Origin of the sequence: Emticicia fluvialis (genome assembly GCF_024793945.1) — a bacterium.
In the GTDB taxonomy this organism is placed as follows: Bacteria; Bacteroidota; Bacteroidia; order Cytophagales; family Spirosomataceae; genus Emticicia; species Emticicia fluvialis.
In genome coordinates this window covers 304935-325933 of record NZ_JANUSD010000001.1, presented here as the reverse complement: position 1 = coordinate 325933, position 20999 = coordinate 304935, and the positions used below count along the sequence as shown (strand labels likewise).

General features: G+C 42.8%; 15 protein-coding genes. 9 read left to right on the top strand and 6 right to left on the bottom strand.

Going from position 1 to position 20999, the window contains the following annotated elements; genetic code table 11:
* Window positions 1-43 precede the first annotated feature (43 nt).
* Both NZ848_RS01335 and NZ848_RS01330 read left to right on the top strand, forming a co-directional pair.
* A complete protein-coding gene (locus NZ848_RS01335) occupies window positions 44-1186 on the top strand; it encodes an amidohydrolase family protein (protein WP_259014057.1) in 1143 nt (380 codons plus the stop codon).
* 18 nt (window positions 1187-1204) lie between these two features.
* On the top strand, window positions 1205-2827 hold the full coding sequence (locus tag NZ848_RS01330) for an amidohydrolase (protein ID WP_259014056.1): 1623 nt from the start codon (window positions 1205-1207) through the stop codon (window positions 2825-2827).
* Window positions 2828-2884: 57 nt separating this feature from the next.
* Here the strand turns inward: NZ848_RS01330 and NZ848_RS01325 are convergent, their stop codons facing one another.
* Together NZ848_RS01325 and NZ848_RS01320 are read right to left on the bottom strand one after the other, a co-directional pair.
* The gene (locus tag NZ848_RS01325; RefSeq protein ID WP_259014055.1) at window positions 2885-3631 is read right to left on the bottom strand and encodes an NIPSNAP family protein; all 747 of its coding nucleotides are present in this window, start codon (window positions 3629-3631) and stop codon (window positions 2885-2887) included.
* 133 nt (window positions 3632-3764) lie between these two features.
* Window positions 3765-4355, bottom strand: coding sequence for a hypothetical protein (locus NZ848_RS01320; protein WP_259014054.1), 591 nt, complete (start codon window positions 4353-4355; stop codon window positions 3765-3767).
* A gap of 220 nt (window positions 4356-4575) precedes the next feature.
* On the opposite strand from NZ848_RS01320, the gene NZ848_RS01315 reads away from it, so the two are divergent.
* Both NZ848_RS01315 and NZ848_RS01310 read left to right on the top strand, forming a co-directional pair.
* Window positions 4576-5760, top strand: a complete 1185-nt coding sequence (locus NZ848_RS01315) for a hypothetical protein (protein ID WP_259014053.1) — start codon at window positions 4576-4578, stop codon at window positions 5758-5760.
* A 134-nt stretch (window positions 5761-5894) separates the two neighbouring features.
* Window positions 5895-6812, top strand: a complete 918-nt coding sequence (locus NZ848_RS01310) for a PfkB family carbohydrate kinase (protein ID WP_101727346.1) — start codon at window positions 5895-5897, stop codon at window positions 6810-6812.
* Between the two features lie 70 nt (window positions 6813-6882).
* Here NZ848_RS01310 and NZ848_RS01305 read toward each other — a convergent pair whose 3' ends face one another.
* On the bottom strand, window positions 6883-7512 hold the full coding sequence (locus NZ848_RS01305) for a ribonuclease H family protein (protein ID WP_259014052.1): 630 nt from the start codon (window positions 7510-7512) through the stop codon (window positions 6883-6885).
* A gap of 81 nt (window positions 7513-7593) precedes the next feature.
* Window positions 7594-8706 carry an alanine dehydrogenase gene (gene ald, locus NZ848_RS01300; RefSeq protein ID WP_259014051.1) on the bottom strand — a complete coding sequence of 371 codons (1113 nt, stop codon included), beginning with the start codon at window positions 8704-8706 and terminating at the stop codon, window positions 7594-7596.
* Window positions 8707-8998: 292 nt separating this feature from the next.
* Between ald and NZ848_RS01295 the strand changes: the two genes are divergently transcribed.
* The 4 genes from NZ848_RS01295 to NZ848_RS01280 all read left to right on the top strand — a co-directional run bounded on the left by NZ848_RS01295 (window position 8999) and on the right by NZ848_RS01280 (window position 12284).
* Entirely contained in the window at window positions 8999-9454 is a 456-nt protein-coding gene (locus NZ848_RS01295; protein ID WP_101727349.1) for an Lrp/AsnC family transcriptional regulator, read from the top strand.
* Between the two features lie 173 nt (window positions 9455-9627).
* Window positions 9628-10920 carry a glutamate-1-semialdehyde 2,1-aminomutase gene (gene hemL, locus NZ848_RS01290; RefSeq protein ID WP_259014050.1) on the top strand — a complete coding sequence of 431 codons (1293 nt, stop codon included), beginning with the start codon at window positions 9628-9630 and terminating at the stop codon, window positions 10918-10920.
* Window positions 10921-10992: 72 nt separating this feature from the next.
* Window positions 10993-11892 (top strand): outer membrane protein assembly factor BamD, encoded by a 900-nt coding sequence (locus tag NZ848_RS01285; protein WP_101727351.1) that lies wholly within the window; start codon window positions 10993-10995, stop codon window positions 11890-11892.
* An 86-nt stretch (window positions 11893-11978) separates the two neighbouring features.
* Window positions 11979-12284 carry a DNA-directed RNA polymerase subunit omega gene (locus NZ848_RS01280; protein WP_253533360.1) on the top strand — a complete coding sequence of 102 codons (306 nt, stop codon included), beginning with the start codon at window positions 11979-11981 and terminating at the stop codon, window positions 12282-12284.
* Between the two features lie 76 nt (window positions 12285-12360).
* Here the strand turns inward: NZ848_RS01280 and tamL are convergent, their stop codons facing one another.
* A complete protein-coding gene (gene tamL / locus NZ848_RS01275) occupies window positions 12361-14724 on the bottom strand; it encodes a translocation and assembly module lipoprotein TamL (protein WP_259014049.1) in 2364 nt (787 codons plus the stop codon).
* Window positions 14721-19658: a translocation/assembly module TamB domain-containing protein gene (locus tag NZ848_RS01270; RefSeq protein ID WP_259014048.1), complete on the bottom strand. Its 4938-nt coding sequence runs from the start codon at window positions 19656-19658 to the stop codon at window positions 14721-14723. Before NZ848_RS01270 ends, tamL begins: the two co-directional genes overlap by 4 nt.
* A gap of 136 nt (window positions 19659-19794) precedes the next feature.
* Here NZ848_RS01270 and coaBC point away from each other — a divergent pair, with 136 nt between their 5' ends.
* A complete protein-coding gene (coaBC, locus tag NZ848_RS01265) occupies window positions 19795-20997 on the top strand; it encodes a bifunctional phosphopantothenoylcysteine decarboxylase/phosphopantothenate--cysteine ligase CoaBC (RefSeq protein WP_259014047.1) in 1203 nt (400 codons plus the stop codon).
* Window positions 20998-20999 lie beyond the last annotated feature (2 nt).

The following is a 20999-nucleotide window of genomic DNA, read 5'->3' as shown; positions in this document are numbered from 1 at the left end:
ATTATATTGCAATATAAAAACATTAAACCTCCTGTAAGAATTAATGAAAAAATTTGCACTGGCCGTTACCACACTACTGGCCACCAGCCCCCTGTTTGCACAACAGATAAAAATCGGAGATAACGCAGGTGCCGTAACCTTTGAGGAATACGAGCCCAAATCTACACTGATTGTTCCCGGCAAGGTTATTACGCGCGCCAAATTCCCTTTTATTGATATCCATAATCACCAATGGGATATGGGCAGTAAAGAAGACCTCCGGAAGCTCATTACTGAGATGGACAAAATGAATATGGGTATAATGGTTAATCTGAGTGGGCGTGGGTTTAATCAGGATGAAGCTAAAAGTACAGCAGGACTGGTAAAACAGATTGACGCCGTAAAAACTAATTACCCTACCCGTTTTGCAGTTTTTACCAATATTGATTTTTCGAAAATCAGTGAGCCCGGCTGGACAACCAATGCGGTAAAAACACTTGAAGACGACGTAAAACTGCGTGGTGCCAAGGGTTTAAAAATTTATAAAAGCCTGGGCTTTAATGTTACCGATAACGGAAAAGTAGTGGCTGTTGATGACCCCCGCATTGACCCAATCTGGAAAAAAGCCGGAGAATTGGGGATTCCGGTACTGATTCATACAGCAGACCCTTCGTCTTTCTGGGACCCTGTCAATGCACAAAATGAACGCTGGCTTGAACTGAAAACTCACCCTGGCCGTAAACGTGACGCCTCAGGCGGTAAAGACTTTACCTGGGAGCAGCTCATTGAACAGCAGCATAATGTATTCAGAAAAAACCCGAAGACCATTTTTATAAATGCGCACATGGGCTGGTTTCCGAACAACCTGGCCAAACTAGATAGCCTAATGGATGCGTTTCCGAATATGTATGTGGAAATCGGCGCGGTTATAGCAGAATTAGGCCGCCAGCCACGCAATGCGCAGAAATTCTTCATTAAACGACAAGACAGAATTTTGTTTGGAAAAGACTCCTGGGTACCAGACGAGTACCAGACGTATTTCCGTGTGCTGGAATCTGAAGATGAGTATTTCCCGTACCATAAAAAATACCACGCTTACTGGAAGATGTACGGATTAGGCCTGCCAGACGAGGTGTTAAAGAAAGTATATTATAAAAATGCCCTTAAAATTGTACCTGGTCTTGACAAAAGCCAGTTTCCTAAATAAACCCTAACTACTTTGTTTATGAAAAAACACTTCATGCTTGCGCTGGCATTGTTGCTGAGCAGCGGCTTTGCGTACGCTCAGAAAAAGAAAAAAGCAGCTACGCCGGCTCCTGACAAACTTGAATTACTGAAACAGGAGGTTATAACAAAAATTGATGAACGCCAGAAATTTACGCAAGAGGTAAACGACCAGATTTTCAGCTTTGCAGAACTAGGCTTTCAGGAGTTTGAGACCTCTAAATACCTTACAAGCCTATTAGAGAAAAATGGTTTTATTGTTGAAAGAGGCGTAGCCGGCATGCCAACCGCATGGATAGCCAGGTGGGGTTCAGGCAAGCCTGTTATCGCCATAGGCTCTGACGTTGACTGTATCCCGAAAGCCTCACAAAAACCCGGTGTGGCTTATAAAGACCCTATTGTTGAGGGCGCGCCAGGGCATGGCGAAGGCCATAATTCAGGACAAGCCCTGAATATAACGGCTGTGCTGGCACTGAAAGAAATAATGGAACGCGAGAAGATTCCGGGAACATTAATGCTATGGCCGGGTATAGCCGAAGAACAGGTAGGCGCCAAAGCGGTGTATGTAAGAGAGGGGTATTTTAAAGACGTAGATGCGTGTATATTTACTCACGTGGGCGACAACCTGTCTGTAGCATGGGGAGACGTAGGCAATGTAGGGTTGGTTTCGGTTAAATTTCATTTTGAAGGAGAAGCAGCTCATGCGGCGGGCGCCCCCTGGAGAGGCAGAAGTGCCCTTGATGCCGTAGAATTGATGAACATTGCGTGGAACTATAAACGTGAACATCTGGAAACAACCCAGCGTTCGCATTATGTGATATCTGACGGTGGAGACCAGCCAAACGTTGTACCTTCAAAAGCAACAGTGTGGTACTATTTCAGGGAGCGTACTTACCCCCGGATCAAGAATCTGTTTGATAACGGCCTTAAAATGGCACAGGGAGCGGCCATTATGACAGATACCAAGTTTACTTATGAGATTCTGGGTAGCGCCTGGCCGGGTCATTTTAATAAACCCATTGCCGAAACGATGTATCATAATATCAGGCGTGTTGGTTTGCCACAATGGTCGGAAGAAGACCAGCTACTGGCCAAAGCGGCACAAAAAGAGTTGAAGTCGCCCAAAACAGATGGATTAGCAGTAAAACTGGATACCGTTGCCGAGCCGGTGTACACCCCGAATATTATCCGCCAGGGAGGGTCTGACGACATTGCCGACATTGCGTGGTCTTTGCCAACCGTTGTGCTTCGTTACCCTTCTAATATGCCCGGTATGCCGGGGCACCATTGGGCCAATGCCATTACTATGGCTACACCTATTGCGCACAAGGGCTGCACCGCCGGCGCCAAGGTTGAGGCATTAACGGTATTAGATATGCTTTTTAAGCCCGAAATTATCAGGAAAGCATGGGACTATTATAACAAAGAACAAACAAAGGAAATAAAATATACTCCGCTGATATCAAAAGACGATAAACCAGCCATACACCTGAACCAAGAGATTATGGAGAAGTATCGTCCGGAACTAAGTAAATATTATTATGACCCCACCAAATACAAAACGTATCTGGAGCAACTGGGCATCAAGTATCCGACGGTGAGAGAAGATAAAGAGAAAAAGTAACACAAAAAAATGAGCTGAGTTTGCCCTCAGCTCATTTTTTATAGATTAACCCGGTATTTATCTGATTTCAGAAAAATCTGTGGGTGTCATATAAATCGATTCTACCTTGATAGCCAGTTTCCCGTTTTTCTCCGACTCATCGCGGGCTTTAACCCATTTAGGGTCATTTCTGAACGCATCAAATGACGCCTTTCCGGCTGCCTCGCTCTTATGCGCTAACAAATAAACAAGTCTTGGTTGGGTACCTTCTTTTTCAATACTTTTCCAGTACACCACGTTTTCCATTCCATGTTTTTTAAACAGCTTTAAGGTATGATTTCTGAAACGCGCCAGCAGGTCGTCCAGTTTACCGTTATCAGCAGTATAAATTCTTAGTTCAAAAACTCGCTCAGGGTTTTTCTTCCGGGTTTTCACCGCAGGCGAAAAATCTGTTGTGTTCATGAAAATTGATTCAACTTTAGCTACAATTTTACCGTTCTTTTCCGACTCCTCTCTTACTTTTTTCCATTCGGGGTCTGCCCCAAAAGCTTTCCAAGATGCATCTCTGGCTTCTTTATCAGGATACGACAGCACATAATACAGTGCATTTTTTTCATTTGTAACCGGTACCCAGTAGCCCACGTTGGTCATTCCATGTTTTTCAAAAAGCTTGGTGGTATGATTCCGGAACCGGTTCAGCAAATCGGGCAGTTTGCCTGGTTCGCAATAATATATCCGCATTTCATAGTAACGCGTATCTTGTTTTCTGGCATAGGCGGCCATAGAAAAAAATGTAATAATAAGCAGGTAAAGTATTGATTTCATAGATTGAGATTGATTAGACTACAAAGTTATTTTAATGCATGAACAAACCCGCCCAAGTGAATTATATTTTTTGCTGCCGCAAAACTATCTTTAATTACCGAGGTAGTTTTGAATAATGCCTTTAACAATACACTTAAATAGCTTCTTTTACCAGGTCTACAATTTTACTCAGGGTCTTTTTGGCCGACGATGCCGCATTCTGTGCTACCCCATTTTTTTCGTCCAGCCTGGTTACATTTTCAGCTGCCGAGCTAATCAGGTTGTTTAATTTACTTTGCTGTTTGGTATCAAGTGTATACATACCTGCCTTCAACATTCCCAGACTTCTGGTAAGTATTTTGGCATTGCCCAGTAGCCCTTCTTTCCCTTCGCTCAACAGGTTATTAATATTATTGGCCGCCACTGTGAGTCTTATGGTAGCAATGGTGTGTTCAACCACATCTTTTTTCAGGGTTCCGCTGGCGGCCATCGGAATATAACTTTTAAGTGTCTTTGATTGCTCCAGCAGTTTTTCCTTCATTTCATTACCGCGTGTATTGGCTTCGCTTTGCACCGCAATACTGCTGGTTTTTAAAGACTCTGCCAACTCGGCTGTTTTACCGCTATCCAAAAGTTTTACTGTTTCATCAAGTACGTTTTCAAGTGTTATGCGCTGCGCAACTGCCACATTTATAAGCAGCAAACAAAAAGATAAAACTAAAGCAATGTGAATTAACTTTTTCATTTCAATTACCGGATTTACTTTTTAGAATAATTATGGTTATTGGGTAGTGCGAATTTAACAATTAAAAATATAAACCACTCTTTAACAAGCATAATATACGACGAATACCTTTGTTTCTTCTACAACTTCCCATTTCAATCCAATTCTGAATATCAGCATTACGTACTTGGGCAAACCTGTTTCTTGCTTTACATTTGTAAGGCAAAATGAAAAAACTAGTATGAAAATAGTAGAAGTTGGTAACAATAAGCACTTCAGAAAAGAGTTTCTTGAGTTTCCGGTACGGCTGTATAACGGCAACCCTTATTGGATAAGACCGCTTGATAATGATATTGAACGCATCTTTGACCCCACAAAAAACCCGCTTCATGAAAACAATAATTGCATACGGTGGCTTGCCCTGAATGAAAACGGAGATACCATAGCCCGTGTGGCAGCGTTTGTGAACCCCAACACTGTGATTTACAGTAACGACCAGCCAACAGGCGGAATAGGTTTCTTTGAATGCATTAATGATAAACACGTAGCATTTGCTTTATTTGATACTTGTAAGGCGTGGCTGAAAGCCAGAGGCATGGAGGCAATGGATGGGCCTGTTAACTTTGGTGAAAGAGACAACTGGTGGGGGCTGCTGGTAGACCCTTATGATGCCGAACCGACCTGGTCTATGTTTTATCATCATGAATATTACCGTACATTTTTTGAGGAATATGGTTTTCAGGATTATTTCCGGCAATATACTTTCCTTTTGCCCCTTGAAGAAAAAGAAGCCAGAAAAGTGGTACGCCCGGCACTGTTTGAAATTGCCAACAGAGTTTATAACTCGCCCGGATATGATTTCAGGCACATAAACAAAAAAGAGCTTTCAAAATTCGCTCAGGATTTCCGGACCATCTATAATCTGGCGTGGTCGAAAAATATGGCCGCTGGTGAAATGACCGCCGAGCGTGCCGAAGCTATTATGCACCAGATGAAGCCAATTCTGGTTGAAGAACTGATGTGGTTTGGATACCACAACAACAAGCCCATAGCCTTTTTTATCATGATTCCTGAACTGAATCAGATTATCAAGCACCTGAATGGCAAGCTTGATATAATCGGGAAACTGAAATGGGTTTATCACCGGCTGATGAAAACCAATCATAAAGCACGCGGGGTTATATTTGGCGTTATACCCGAATACCAGGGCAGAGGCATTGAATCAGCCATTGCGCTGGCTTTCTCGCGGGCCTGCTGGAAACCCGGCTACCAGTATACCACGCTGGAACTAAACTGGATAGCCGACTTTAACCCTAAAATGCTGAAAGTAACCCAACTGCTGGGCGCCAGAAAATTTAAAACTTATATCACCTATCGTTACCTGTTCGACCACACCCGTGCCTTCAAAAGGCATCCGGTTATTTAATCGTAGACCATTAATACAAAAAGTATCAGGTTTTTTACTAATTTTGTGGCGTTTTTTGCTTCAAAACACACATTTAATATTCTATTTTTCACTAAATAAACGTTTACCCAATATCTAAAGGGACACATCAATATATGTCTTTACTTACAGTTGGCTCGGTGGCATTCGATAAACTCGAAACACCGTTCGGAAAAACAGATAAAATCATTGGCGGTGCTGCTACTTTTATTACGCTTACTGCCTCTTATTTTGTAAAAGAGAACAACCTGGTTGCCGTTGTAGGCGAAGATTTCCCTCAAAGCATGATAAACGTGCTGGAAACGCACGGAGTAGATACCCGCGGACTTGAAATTGTAGAAGGCGGAAAAACGTTTTTCTGGCATGGCCGTTATCACAACGACATGAATTCTCGCGACAGCCTGGAAACTCAACTAAATGTAATGGGTGATTTTGACCCTAAAATTCCGGAAGCCTACCAGGATTGTAAATACCTGATGCTGGGTAATACCTCGCCTGAAATTCAGATGCGTGTATTGACCCGCCTGCATAACCGGCCTAAATTTGTTATGGTTGATACCATGAACCTCTGGATTGAAATTGCCAATGTTGATTTAAAGGCTTTGTTGAAACACGTTGATTGTTTAACCATAAATGACGAAGAAGCAAGAATGTTGTCTGGCGATTACTCGCTTCGCAGAGCAGCCAAAACCATTATGGCTATGGGGCCTAAAACGCTTATCATAAAAAAAGGAGAGCATGGCGCTTTGTTGTTTCAGGACGATAACATTTTCTTCTGCCCTGCCCTGCCATTAGAAGAGGTGTTTGACCCAACCGGTGCAGGTGATACTTTTGCAGGAGGTTTTATTTCGTATCTGGCACAAACCGATGACCTGAGTTTTGAAAACATGAAACGTGCCATAATCTATGGGTCGGCTATGGCTTCTTTCTGTGTTGAACAGTTTGGCTCTGAAAGAATCCAGAATCTTACGCAGGAAGAAATTAACGCGCGTCTCGGAGAATTTAAAAAGCTGGCAAGCTTTAATCTGAATTAAGCTTTAATCTAACCACTATACATGTTTTCTGGCAGGCTGTTCGGTATCGGGCAGCCTGTTTTTTGTTCCTTTATTTTCTACCAAAATCTGCCGGATTCTCACCCCAGTAATCCGTTTCCCATTTCAGAACTTTATTGGGGTAGGTATTATTTTGCAGCCATTTCTCGGCCCGGTCAAGCAGGTCAAAAACTTCTTCATTGCCGCCGGCTTCTTCCAGTTTAGTATTGGCTTTTTTATTGCGCACCCAACTGATGGCCGTTCGCGAATCAGAGTAAATGGGTAATGGCGAATTCATTTTTTTCAGGTACGCCAGTGCATGCACAATAGCCAGAAACTCGCCAATATTATTGGTTGCCTTCGGAAACGGGCCTTTATGAAAAATTCTTTCTTTTGTTTTCAGATAAAACCCCTGATACTCCATGTCTTTTTTTACCGAATTCCACGCCGCATCAACAACGATAGACTCAAGAATAGGCGGAGGAAAAGCCGATGCTGGTATCTTGGTCTGCTTCTGGCCACCACTCTGGGTATGTTTCCAATAGTTTTCTTTCAAAGCCTTTTCGGCCTCTGCACGGCTGTCGAAAGATTTATACTTGGCTCCCTGAAACCCCTCTACCTGTTTTTTGCATTCATCCCATGAAGCATAAACGCCACTCTTCCGGCCCTCCCAAACGGTATAGTATTTCTGTTTCTTTTCCATGCTGCAAATTGCATTTTTTTAGACATAAAAAAAACCTCTTCCTAAAGGGAAGAGGCTTTATGGCACAAAACAATCGTTATCTTACAAAACTGTTGCAACCTCTTCAAATTCCAGTCCCCACGCATCGGCAACACCCTTGTAAACCACTTTTCCGTTTACAACGTTAAGTCCTTTCTTTAATTCATCATTTTCGGTACATGCTTTTTTCCAGCCTTTATTAGCCAGCTGAATGGCGTATGGTAAGGTTGCGTTTGTTAAAGCCAAAGTTGATGTATATGGCACCGCACCCGGCATGTTGGCCACACAGTAATGTACAACATCATCAATAATGAACGTCGGGTTCTCATGCGTGGTTGGTGTACAGGTTTCTATACAACCGCCCTGGTCAACGGCTACGTCAACCACAACAGTACCTGCGCGCATGGTTTTAAGCATATCTCTGGTAATGAGATGAGGCGCTTTAGCACCCGGTATCAAAACTGCGCCAACTATTAAATCTGCTTCGCGGATAGCTTCACGGATATTGTATTCGTTAGACATAATGGTTACCACGTTCTGCGGCATTATGTCTGACAGATATCTTAAACGCGGCAGGCTCACATCCATTATCACTACTCTTGCGCCAAGGCCTGCGGCCATTTTGGCTGCCTGTGTACCAACTATACCACCACCTAAAACCAATACTTTGGCCGGTGGAACACCCGGTACACCCCCTAACAATATTCCTTTACCTTTTAATGGTTTCTCCAGATATTTGGCTCCTTCCTGAATAGCCATACGGCCCGCAACTTCAGACATCGGCACCAACAAAGGCAGGCTTCTGTCTGCTTTTTCTACCGTTTCATAAGCCAGACACACCGCCTGTTGTTTAATCATGGCATGAGTCAGTTCTTCTGAAGACGCAAAATGGAAATAAGTAAATAGCAGCTGATCTTTTTTGATAAGGTTATACTCTGAAGCAATAGGCTCTTTCACCTTCACAATCATTTCGGCAATGCCATACACCTCTTCAATAGTTGGAAGCAATGTGGCACCGGCTTTGGTGTATTCTTCGTCAGAAAAACCGCTGCCTTCGCCTGCCGTTGACTGCACATATACTGTGTGCCCGTGTTTTTTAAATTCTGCTACGCCTGCTGGTGTAAGTGCAACTCTGTTCTCGTTGTTTTTAATTTCCTTTGGTACCCCGATTATCATTCTCTATGAAAAGTTTGTTGATGAAGTGTTCAATAAAGTTACAAGGTAAGTACCTGTAGCGTTATTGGTTGTTTTTTCTTTCTTGATGAAGTGTAATTGCACAACAAAGTTAGCAAACGAAGAAAATATTTTTTCTAATTAACAAAAAATAAGAAATTAATTCTTTCATTGACTATATTTACATAAATTTCTTCTTTTACCGATAAGGAATTTCATAAGCTGAAAGAAAAATTTTCGGCAACTTGTTTTTAAACCGGAAAAAAGAAATTGAAACAAACGCAATATAAACACCATGATAGACGAAACCGACAGAAAGATATTGAGGCTATTGCAAGGGAACGCCCACCTTACTTTTAAAGAGATAGCCCGCCAGATAAACCTATCGCTTACGCCCGTGCATGACCGCATTAAGCGTATGGAACAGGAAGGTATCATTGAAAAATACGTATCAATACTCAATAAAAAGAAACTGGGCAAGCACCTGACCGTCTATTGCCAGGTAACGCTCATCAAACAAACGCATGATACGTCTGAAGATTTCAATCAGTCAATACTTGACCTGCCCGAAGTAACCAGTTGCGATTTCGTTTCCGGCAGTTTCGATTACCTGCTGAAAATTGTAGTGCCAGACATGGAAAGCTATCACCAGTTTCACCAGCAGAAGTTATCAGTGCTACCCAGTGTATCGCTCATCCATAGTTTTTTTGTAATGTCGGAGGTGAAGAGTACTACGGTGCTGCCGATATAAATGTTATAAAAAATTGCAGAGTACTGATAAAAGAAAGCATGCATATTTGTAGTGAAGTAAACCCTGGTCAGCCCAAGACGTAGCAGTTAAGATTACCAAAATTGCAAAAAACTTTCTTCATATCCATTTCTTAACGACCTTTGTACCCAACTTGAATTAAAATAAATCGGCTAATGATAACCCATACAAGCGAGGCACTTTTTGCCAGAGCTAAAAATTTTATTCCCGGTGGAGTTAACTCTCCTGTAAGAGCCTTTAAATCGGTAGGTGGTAATCCTATTTTTGTAAAAAAAGCCAAAGGCGCCTACATCTATGACGAAGACGACAATCAATATATTGAATTAATCAACTCATGGGGGCCTATGATTCTCGGCCATGCCTATGAGCCGGTTGAAGAAGCCGTGCGCGAAGCCATCAAAAACTCATTTTCGTTTGGCGCACCCACCCGCCGCGAGGTAGAAATGGCCGAACTGATTATTGATATGGTGCCTTCTATTGAAAAAGTACGCATGGTTAACTCGGGTACTGAAGCTACTATGGCGGCTATCCGGGTGGCAAGAGGCTTTACAGGTAGAGATAAAATCATCAAATTTGAAGGTTGTTATCATGGACACGGCGACTCTTTTCTGATTGCCGCAGGCAGCGGTGCTGTAACCATGGGTGTACCAGACAGCCCGGGTGTAACCAAAGGTGTGGCTAATGATACCCTTACGGCTCCATTTAATAATCTGGAAGCCGTGCAGCAATTAGTAGATGCCAATAAGAATCAGGTGGCCGCGCTGATACTGGAACCGGTTGTAGGAAACATGGGTTGTGTGTTACCTAAAGAGGGCTTTTTGCAGGGCTTGAGAGACCTGTGTACCAAAGAAGGCATTGTATTGATTTTTGATGAGGTAATGACAGGCTTCCGTTTAGCCAAAGGAGGTGCGCAAGAGCGTTTCAATATCAAACCAGACCTGACTACCCTGGGCAAAATAATTGGCGGGGGTATGCCGGTAGGGGCTTACGGTGGCCGCAAGGAAATCATGGACTGTGTATCTCCGCAAGGCCCTGTGTATCAGGCAGGCACTTTGTCGGGCAACCCCATAGCCATGGCTGCTGGTTACACCATGCTTACTTACCTGAACGAACACCCTGAAGTTTACACACAACTGGAAAACACCGGTAGTAAAATTGTTGGGGGTATTAAAGAAATACTTAAAAAGCTTGGCTTAAACTACCAGATTAACCACATTGGCTCTATGTACAGCCTGTTTTTTACCGACCAGCCTGTGGTTGATTTTGAGTCGGCTAAAACCTCAGATATCCCTCGCTTCGGCAGGTATTTTCATGCCATGCTTAACAGAGGCATTTATCTGGCGCCGTCTCAGTATGAAGCGCTTTTCTTATCAACAGCCCTGACTGACGCCCATGTGAGCGCTATTCTTGAGGCCAACGAAGCCAGCCTGAAAGAAGTTATGGCTTAATTGGCTGTGATAAAAATAATTATGCTTGATTTTTCGTTCTGAAAGCATACAATTTTTATTATCTTTGCACCCATGTTTTTGAAAAGACCATATACCGCCCTTTTATTTGTCGTAATTGTATTATCTTCAGCGTGCTCGGCCAAGTTTGCCCGGTTACAGAAAAAAGGTACAACCGAAGAAAAATACAAAGCGGCTAACCAATACTACAAAAAGGGAGACTATTATAAAGCCGGTTTACTTTTTGAAGAGATAATACCGTTGTTGAAGGGAGATTCACTGGCGGAACAGGCGCAGTTTTTTAATGCTTATTCGCAGTATCAGCAGAAGCAGTATAGTATGAGCTCTTATTTGTTCAAGAGTTTTTACTCAACTTATGCCAATAGCCCGCTTGCAGAAGAAGCTTTTTATATGTACGCCTTTTCGATGTACAAAGATTCGCCGAACTTCAACCTTGACCAGACCAACACCCTTACGGCTATTGATGCCCTTCAAACGTTTATCAATAGTTTTCCGGGCAGTAAATATGCCGAAAGCGCCAATCAGAACCTGATTGACCTCAGACACAGGCTGGAAGAAAAAGCCTATGAGAAGGCAAAACTCTATTATAAAACCAGTGGTGTAACAATTGCTAATTTTAAAGCGGCGGTTGTAGCTATTGATAATTTTCAGAGAGATTTCCCTGACTCTGAGTATAACGAAGAACTGGCCTTTCTGAAAGTGCAGTCTCAATATGAATTGGCTGTGGTAAGTTTTGAAAACAAACAAAAAGAACGTTTTCTGGATGTACTTAAATTCTATGAAGAATTTATAGATGCGTATCCTAAAAGCAAGTATATGAAGCAGGCGCAAAAAGCGTATGACGGAGCTAATAAAGAACTGGAGCGCATTGCTAAAATTGAGCAGGAAATAAAAGAACTGAAAGCTAAACAGGCAGCTGAAGCCCAGAAGGCAGAAACTGCAAAAAAAGGATAAGGCATTGCCCGGGGCCTCAAAAGGCATTCTTATCTTATATCATTACACAAAATCAAGCACCCCTCAGAGGCAGGGGTTTTTATATTATGGCAGTAAATCCTTCAATAGTAACCAGAGACGTAGATAAACTTGCTGCAAAAACAGGCAATGTTTATGAGTCTGTATTCATTGTTTCGCAACGTGCGAAACAGGTGGCTGTAAAGACAAAAGAAGAATTGACACAGAAACTGGCGGAGTTTGCTTCGAATATCGATAACCTTGAAGAAATTTTCGAAAACCGTGAGCAAATAGAAATCTCAAGATTCTATGAGCGTCAGCCAAAGCCAACTTCAATAGCGCTTGACGAATTTGCTGAAGACAGAGTAGAGTTTCGTGTAAAAGACGAAGAATAATAACTTTGTATTTCAGAAATAAAAAGGGTGTACTTCTTTTTGAGGTACACCCTTTTATGCGTTCGTTTTTGTTCTGTCAGAAGGGGTAGTCGACAGCGATATTCAGAATAAGGTTCTCCTGTCGCCAGGCTTTCCTTGAAAAATCAATTTCTTTTAATACCCATCGCTCGCCGTCAGGCAGCCAGGGTTTTCTGAACGGTGTGGCCAGGTCAAACCGCAGTTTTATGTAGCTGAAATCCAGCCGAAGGCCTATCCCCCCTCCTACGGCCAGTTGTTTATAAAAATCCTTTGAAAACTCAGAAGAAACATCATATTCCGAAACCATCGGGTCAACCTTCTTCATCCACACGTTGCCGACATCTAAAAAAGCAGCCAGATTAATATAATTGGTAGCCTTGTAACGTAGCTCTGTGTTGCCTTCCATTTTTATATCTCCATACGACGAATAACCAAAAATGGAAACCGTAACTGAGTCGGCACGATAAAGACCCGGGCCAATCGAACGTGCCCTGAATGCCCTCATACTATTGCTACCCCCCACAAAATATTGCTTAATCTGTGGCAGTTGTTTTGAGTTTCCGTAAGGAATACCATAACCCAGCACAATTCTGTTGGCAAGACGCAAGCTCGGCGAAATATCATAATAATACCTTACTTCTCCATCAAAGCGTGTATACTGTTCGTAAGCTACGCCAAACAATAAGGCAGGTGAGGTAGCGTCTGCTCCTTTTTTTGCAAACAGACTCCCGATATTACCTGCAATATCAATACCGCCCGATAAGTTCAGATAATGCCTGCTGTTTCGCCTCTGAGGTGTATAAGAAACGGTATACTGGCCACCAAGAATGAGGCGGGTATCAAGCACCCTTACGTACCTAAGTAAATCTGCCGGGTTGTTACTTTCAAAGATTTTCTCAACAAATAGCTGGCTGATGTTACGTGGCTTAAGAAAATTGACCGAAAACGGCGTTAAGGTATGTATCACTCTCGGGTTTGGCCTCCATTCATAACCCCATGATGCGGTGGCCGACGTAAGCACATATTGGGTATAAGGAAAAGTCGTGCTGTCGTCATTCAGCGCCAATCCTCTTTGCTGCAGCCAGTTATACGCCAGATTAAGATTGGTTTTTGGCAATGACTGATTCCTTGTTGGGTTAACCCTGTAAAAAGGGAGAACAAACCTGGGGAATGATAAATCGAGTGTTACATTATATTTATTATAGCTATTGATATTATCATTTTTACGGCCACTTATCTGTATATCTGTACCGGCATTTACACCAATGTTAAGCAGCTCAGCGCCTCTGAACATATTTTTGTTAGACCAGTTCAAACCAAACTGAAACCCAACCAAACCATTAGATTTTGATGAACCGGTTACTTCAGACCGCAAAGCCTTTTTTCGCATCGGTGTCATTTCATAATGCACGTCAATCAGCGCAGAGTCAGACCTGGGCACCAACTCAAAACGGTTCTTTACAAATTTAAAGTTACGGAGGTTAATCAGTCTTGACAAAGAGGCATCGTGTACAATGCTACTGTATATCATTCCGGAGCGAAAACCGATGGCATCGTTAAAAACCCTGGGTTTATAAGTTCTGCGTACGTCAGATATTTTAATTCCTCCTTTTTGTTCAAAATCTGCACTCAGCGAATCAGTGGCGTCTGTATTGACGTAAATGTTGCCGATACGATACTGTTTGATTGACGTTTGGTTAACCGTGGGTTTCAAATCAACATACAGGTTCACCAGATGGTTACTCTGGTTGGTATCAACTTTTATGATGAGGTGGTCTGGTCTGAAAAAATAAAAACCACGGCGTTTCAGTAGTTGGTCAACCCGTTCGCGTTCCATCTTTACTACTTCAAAACGGTAGGGGTCTCCTTTTCTCAGGAGGGTACGCGTCGCAGCCAACTTGAAGTTTTTCTGAAAAACACTACTGTCTTTTATAAGAAAGCGGGTTTCGTTAATAAAGTATCGGGGTTTAAGAAATACCGTGTACACACCTTTGGCTTTTTTCCCTTTTACCACCAGCTCGCCACTTGTAGACGACCTGAAGTACCCTTCATTGTTTGCCATACTGGTAATAATAGCCGCACTGGTGGTAACCGACCTTTTGTTGGCCAGCACCGGGGCTTCTCCGAATCTTTTTCTTATAAAATTCTTGAATCCCTTTTGTTTTTTAGGTTCGCCGAATAAATAATAAAACCAAACTTTGTAAGGAAACCCGAAGAGTGTACTATTGGGCTTGGGCCGTATCAGCTCAGAAGCCTGATTGCGCACCTCCTTAATCTGAGACCTGCTTACCAGGCTATCGGCCTGAATTTTGATTTCGGCTCCGGTGTAAAGGCTTTCGCCTGGCGGTATATGCTTGGTAACCGAACAGCCAGATAAGCTAATTGCCACTATAATTAGTATATATATTGCTGTTCTTTTCATTTCTTTTTACCCAATAATTCTTTTAATTGATCATAACTTAAGGTTATCAGAAAGCTTACCCCGGTTTCCTGAACGTATCCATCCAGAATAAAAAATTCATTTTTACGAAACGCCCTGAACATATACTGCCCGTCTTTAGTAAGCGCATAGTTTAAGGCAATGTTATCGAAAATTTCAGTTGAGCTTTTCTGAATACCTGTGGTGTTTTCAAGCTGGAAATTTCTGCCGACAGATACCGTCAGCCTGTCGTTAAGGAAGGCTTTGCTCAGACCAACGTTCAGGTCTGTTCTGTTACCAACCACCGAACCTGTTTGCCCCGTGAGGATATCGGAGTTAAGGTTGAAATCAAGTTTTACACCTTTAATGAGGTCTCCGGCCAGTACATTCAGCTGGTCTGTCAGGATTTTACTTACACTCTGGCGAGCCATCGCCTCAGCATTGATTCCCGAGAAGAAATCAGAAGATTGTTCACCTGAAAAACGATTGAGAATCAGCAGCGAGAAAACCTGCTTGTTCATGGCCACCGGGTCATCTCTGAAAGCTGAAAAGACGGCATTGTTTTCAACAAAATTCTTCATGTCGCCGGTTGCTCTCCGGTCATCAAGTACAATATCAAAGCTGATATTCGGGCTCGACAAACTACCCTGCATTTTCAATAAAACCTTAACCGGAACCTTACCATAGTTTTTGGCCTCGTCGCTCAATGAGGTAAGCTCCACGTCAATCGGGTAAGCAGCTGTTATATCAATCTGCGCTTTCATCGGGTCGCCGGTCCACAAAAGAGTACTACCTTTTTCTATGGTAAATTGTCTTTTCAACACCTGAAACGTAAGGTCATACTGCCCCGAAGAAAGTTCGTACAAACCAAATATATAAAATTCGCCACCGGGGGTTATACCCGTATTTAGCTGGGCATTTCCTTTAATTTTCAGATTATCGCCGTTAACCTCATCTATGATGATATTAAGCTGAGACTTGTCGTCTACCTCAATATTCAGCGCCATTTCAGATGCAAAATCGTAGTTGGATGCAGCCTTTGACGTATCTGCCGGAAGTTCAGTAACCGGATTTTTCATATTCACAAACTCAATCACACCATCAGTTTCGGTTTCACCAATTGAGTCATCAGGCAGAATAACGGTTATGTCGCTTCCTTCTTTCAGTTTTACCCCGCCTTCAATAGAGGGCTTGGCTCCTACTCCGCGCACATTCAGGTCTGCATCCACAAATCCTTTGCCATAGAAGAAGTCGTTATCTTTACGGCTGCCATTCAATACCATAAAATTTTTGGCTTTCACATCCAGATTATAGGCAAAATCAGGGATGTTCTGAATGTTTACATTTCCATTTACCTGTAGTTTTTGCCCCAGGGTATCGGCTATTACCAGATTATTGAACTTAATGTTGCTGTTATCGAACACAATTGTCTGGTTATTGAGCAGATACTTAGAACCCAGTTGGGTTAATGCCAGACCCACATTATCAAATTTAAGATTACCTGATATTGACGGCTTAACTGGCTCTCCTTTCACGCTCAGTTTACCACTCAGGTTACCACTGGCGTTTTTTAGCTGACCAAAACTGAATGCCTGAACCGTTTGCGCACTTAATTTATTGATATCAATATTGAAATCAAGCGAATTCTTTTCATTCAACAGGTAATTACCACTGAGCTGAATGTCATTCGTATTGCTGATAACCGAAGCCCTGGCAGAAATCACGTCAGCAGATTCGTTTCTGGCATTGAGTGTCAGGTTACCTATCGGATTTTGCGAGAAAGTAAAATTTCTGATAATTAAATCGCCCGAAAAAGCAGGCGTTCCGGTCATGTAATCGGCAATTCTAAAATCGCCATTCATGGTGCCTCCGGCGGTGGTAGAGTCTTGCGTTACAAGGGTAACAAAAGGTTTGATATGAAGGCTGTCTATATTTACTTCAATGTGGGCATTAGGCTCATCGGTAGAGCTGTTTACCAGCAGCCGCTGGCCGTTTTGCTCAAGCAAAAACTTCTTTACCGTTAAGCCCCCGGCTCCGTATTGCACATAACCCAGCGAATCAGACCGCCACTCTTTATAATCTATCAGAGTACCTGAGTTACTTAAATTTAGTCGATACTGGTTTTCAACAGACTGCAAGCGGGCAGGTATAACAAATCTGTCTTTATTTAATGAGTCTTTCAGAACAACCTTGGCTGTAAGCGCATTATCGGCTATTTCTCCTCCAAGACTGGTGCGTCTGATAATCATGTCTGAAACATTGATAAGCCCTACGCCCCCGCTGTAGGTAGCTTTATCGCCCACGGCAAATAGTTTCAGGCCAGCGTTACGTACAACTGACGAATCGTACTCAACCAGAGGCACTGACAACGATACCTGCATGGTTGTATCTTTCCGGCTGTCGAGCGTGGCCGAAAGCCGCATGGTATCCATTTTGGTTAATGCAGGAACGAAACTCTGCACAAGCGGATGCTGATTCAACTTAGCATCAATCTTCAGGTTATAAGGCTCTGTAACGGGTGTATAGGCCAGATTAGGTATAACAAAATACTTGCTTATTTCGGTAAGGAGGATATCCAACAGACGGATATAATCAAACTCACCGCTTACATGGGCATTCAGAATCGGCGACTTAACGGCAATATCATGGCCATCCGGCAAATCTTTAATAACAAGGTTGGTGGTATCCAACGGAATCACCTTCCCGCCTGCTTCTACAACGGTTTCGTTGATCCAGATACTCCCAACCGGATTCTTAGGGTCGGTGGAGGCCATGTCTACTCTTATATCCCCTTTTAATTTCAGGTTTTCAGCATACAGGTTTAACTTTTTCAAATCAATATTCCTGATGTCAACTTCCCCTTTTACTGCCGGATAAGGCTTTGACAAATCGATGGTTGAAATGAGTTTGAAATCAGCATTGGGGTCATCTAATGAGGTCTGAATGTTAGCAATCTGATTGTGAATATCGCCTTTCAGAACAATGTCATTATACTCATAACCTTTCAGAACCGCACTTCTGGCCGCACCTGAAATACTGGCGTTCATGGTTTTGGGGTCAATACCTGTGCCCCTGGCGTTTACTTCCAGCGTTAGTTTGCCAACATTCTGAGGCTGTTTAATCAGTTTGCCGGCGTCAAAATCCTGCAATGTAAGCCGGGCATCATAGGCCTGATTACGGCCTTTTACAAAATTCTGCAGTTTGCCTGTAACAACGGCAACTCCAAAGTCTGAATTAAGGGTGGCATCAACCTGTAGGTCGTCTGCTTTCCCTTTCAGTTTACCCCGCAGGGTCAGTTTCTCCGGTATTTCAATCGATTCTGGCAGCGTGCCGGGGCCAGCCAGTTTTATAATATCCTTTTTAGTTGTGCTTACCTCATTGATATCCAGATTGAAACCCAGTCTGTTTACATCAGGAAGCCCCGTAATGCTGCCTTTAGCTTTTACCTTGGTAGCGCCAAAGCCGCTGATGTCTAACTTTGATATGGCCAGGTTATTTACCCTGCCTGTAATTTGTCCGTCGGCTTTAATTATATCGTTCTGGTTATTCTTAAAGGTAGCATTTTTTGCCAGTTCAGGCATAAGTATCAGCAAGTCGCGCATGGCAAGCTGGCTTTTTTTAATGCTGGCCTTCACACGCACACTACCTAATTTTTTTGAAAGATCGGCAATGTCATCATATCGCATTACCATCTCGTCACGAATGACAGTTTGGGGAGTTTTGAGGAAAAAATTCCTCAGCCCAATCTCTTGATTTGTGTAATTAAAATTTGTGGTAAGATTTTGCAACACCAGCCCGCTTCGTTCGGCAAATGTTCCTTTTGAAAGCTGGCCTGCAATTTTGTCGGAGCTGTAAATAAAGTTTTTCAGCAGCAAACCCAGGTCTTTTACATCAAGGTGGGCATAATCCAGCCCCCTTGTCAGGCGAGTAGAATTATTGTCGTCATACCGAAGGCCCACTTTACTTAGCTGAATATCACCAATAATGGCCTCCCAGCCGGGCGTGCCTCCTGATGCGTTATCTGCTTCCTTAGCTTTGGTTGCCTGCTTGGGTATTTTGGCTATTTCAACAAAGGCTGTAGTATTGGCCAGAGCTATTTTCCTGAACACCACCTTTTGGCTGTTCAGATAGATTTTATCGCCCTGCAGCTGCAAATGCCCCAGATTAACACCATTTTTAAGGCCATCTTCCTGGCTGTCAAGCAACCATTTAAAATTAGCCAGGTCTACATTACCTACATTTATATCAAGTGTATCGGCAGCGTTGACTTTAGCCGCCGTTTCCGGAGCTGAAGTACTGGTTTTCAATGGTTTATAGAGCCTTAAGCTGGCGCTTCCGCCGTCGCCTTTCAGCTGGTCGACGTGGTATTGAGACTTGGCGATGTTAAATTCACCAAACTCGGTCGATAAATCTTTTATATATACATCGGCATCGGTACCTATTACGGCATCTTTGTAGGTAATTTTAACATTTTTGAACTTTACACGCTTCAGGCTAATATCGAAAGGATTGTTGGAAGAGGTGGTATCAGGCTCTTTCGACATAAATGCATTCAGAATATAATTAAAATTGAAGGTGGTATCAGGCAAAGTACGGTTTACTTTAACCCTTACATTTTCAAGTTCAATCTGATTCAGCTTTACATCGTTCGACAGCAAGCCAAGCATATCGATGTCGATATACAACCTTTTACCGGCCAAAAGTGTATCTTTTTTAAGGTCTGGCACGTACACTCCCTCTAGCAATACCCAGTCAGGAACACGGAATCTGACCTTTTGAATGGTAACAGGTGTGCCCAGCTTTTTACGTAGAAACGAAGCTGCCTGTATGGTGATGTAATCCTGCCCGGTAGGCGACTGCACAAACAGAAAGACTAATCCCAACAGAACGAAGACTCCAACTATCAACCAGATAAAAATGCGTGAGAGTTTTTTCATTAAATTCTATTCAGGCTACTTAATTTTTAAATGTATATACTTTTGAAGAAATTATCAATGAGTTAATCTGATGTTTTCTATTTTTGTTGCGTTATACATATAGAATATAAAAAAGTGTACCAAAGCACCAAAGACATTGATTTTAAAAGATAAAAAAATACTACTGGGGGTAAGCGGCAGTATAGCTGCTTATAAATCGGCATTGCTTATACGGCTGCTTGTAAAAGCCGAAGCTGAGGTAAGAGTAATTATGACCGACGCCGCAAAAACCTTTATTACGCCGCTTACTTTAGCCACTTTGTCTAAAAACCCGGTTGTGTCTTCTTTTGTAAAAAATGAAACCGGCGAATGGAACAACCATATTGAACTGGGTTTGTGGGCCGATGCCTTTATTATTGCACCCGCCACGGCCAATACACTGGCCAAATGCGCCAATGCAATGGCCGACAACCTGCTTGTGGCTACTTATTTATCGGCCAGATGCCCGGTTTTCTTTGCGCCTGCCATGGATCTGGACATGTACCGGCACCCAGGCACCCTTGGTAATCTGGAAAAACTAAAGGCATTCGGGAACTATATTATCAATGCCGAACATGGCGAACTCGCCAGCGGCCTGACAGGTGAAGGCCGCCTTGCAGAGCCTGAAAATATTGTGCATGCACTAAGCAGCCATTTTTTGAAGAACCACACCCTTGCTGGTAAAAAAGTACTGATTACCGCCGGACCAACCCAGGAACCCATAGACCCGGTACGTTTCATCAGCAATCACTCGTCAGGCAAAATGGGCTATGCCATTGCCGAGGCCTTTTGCATGGCCGGGGCAAACGTTACGTTAGTAAGTGGCCCGGTGTCTGTACCTGCACCTGCCGGTATAAAAACAGAGCAGGTGTTTTCTGCGCGGCAAATGTATGAAGCTGTTGAAAAACATTTCTTAAACAACGATATTGTGATTCTGGCAGCAGCCGTGGCAGACTATACCCCCGTGCATGTGGCCGACAAAAAAATAAAAAAGAAAGAGGATGTTTTTAATATTGAGCTAACCAGAACCATAGATATTGCGGCCACATTGGGTGCAAGAAAAAAAAACGGGCAACTGCTGATTGGCTTTGCGTTAGAAACAGATAACGAACTGGAAAACGCCAAAGGCAAGCTGGAAAAAAAGAACTTCGACCTCATTGTGTTGAACTCCTTACAAGATAAAGGCGCTGGTTTTCGTTATGATACCAACAAGATTAAAATTCTTGACAAAGAGGGTAATCTGTATGATTTTGACCTGAAACCGAAACAGGAAGTAGCAGTGGATATACTGAAAATTGTTCTGAACAAATTTACCGGATAAGA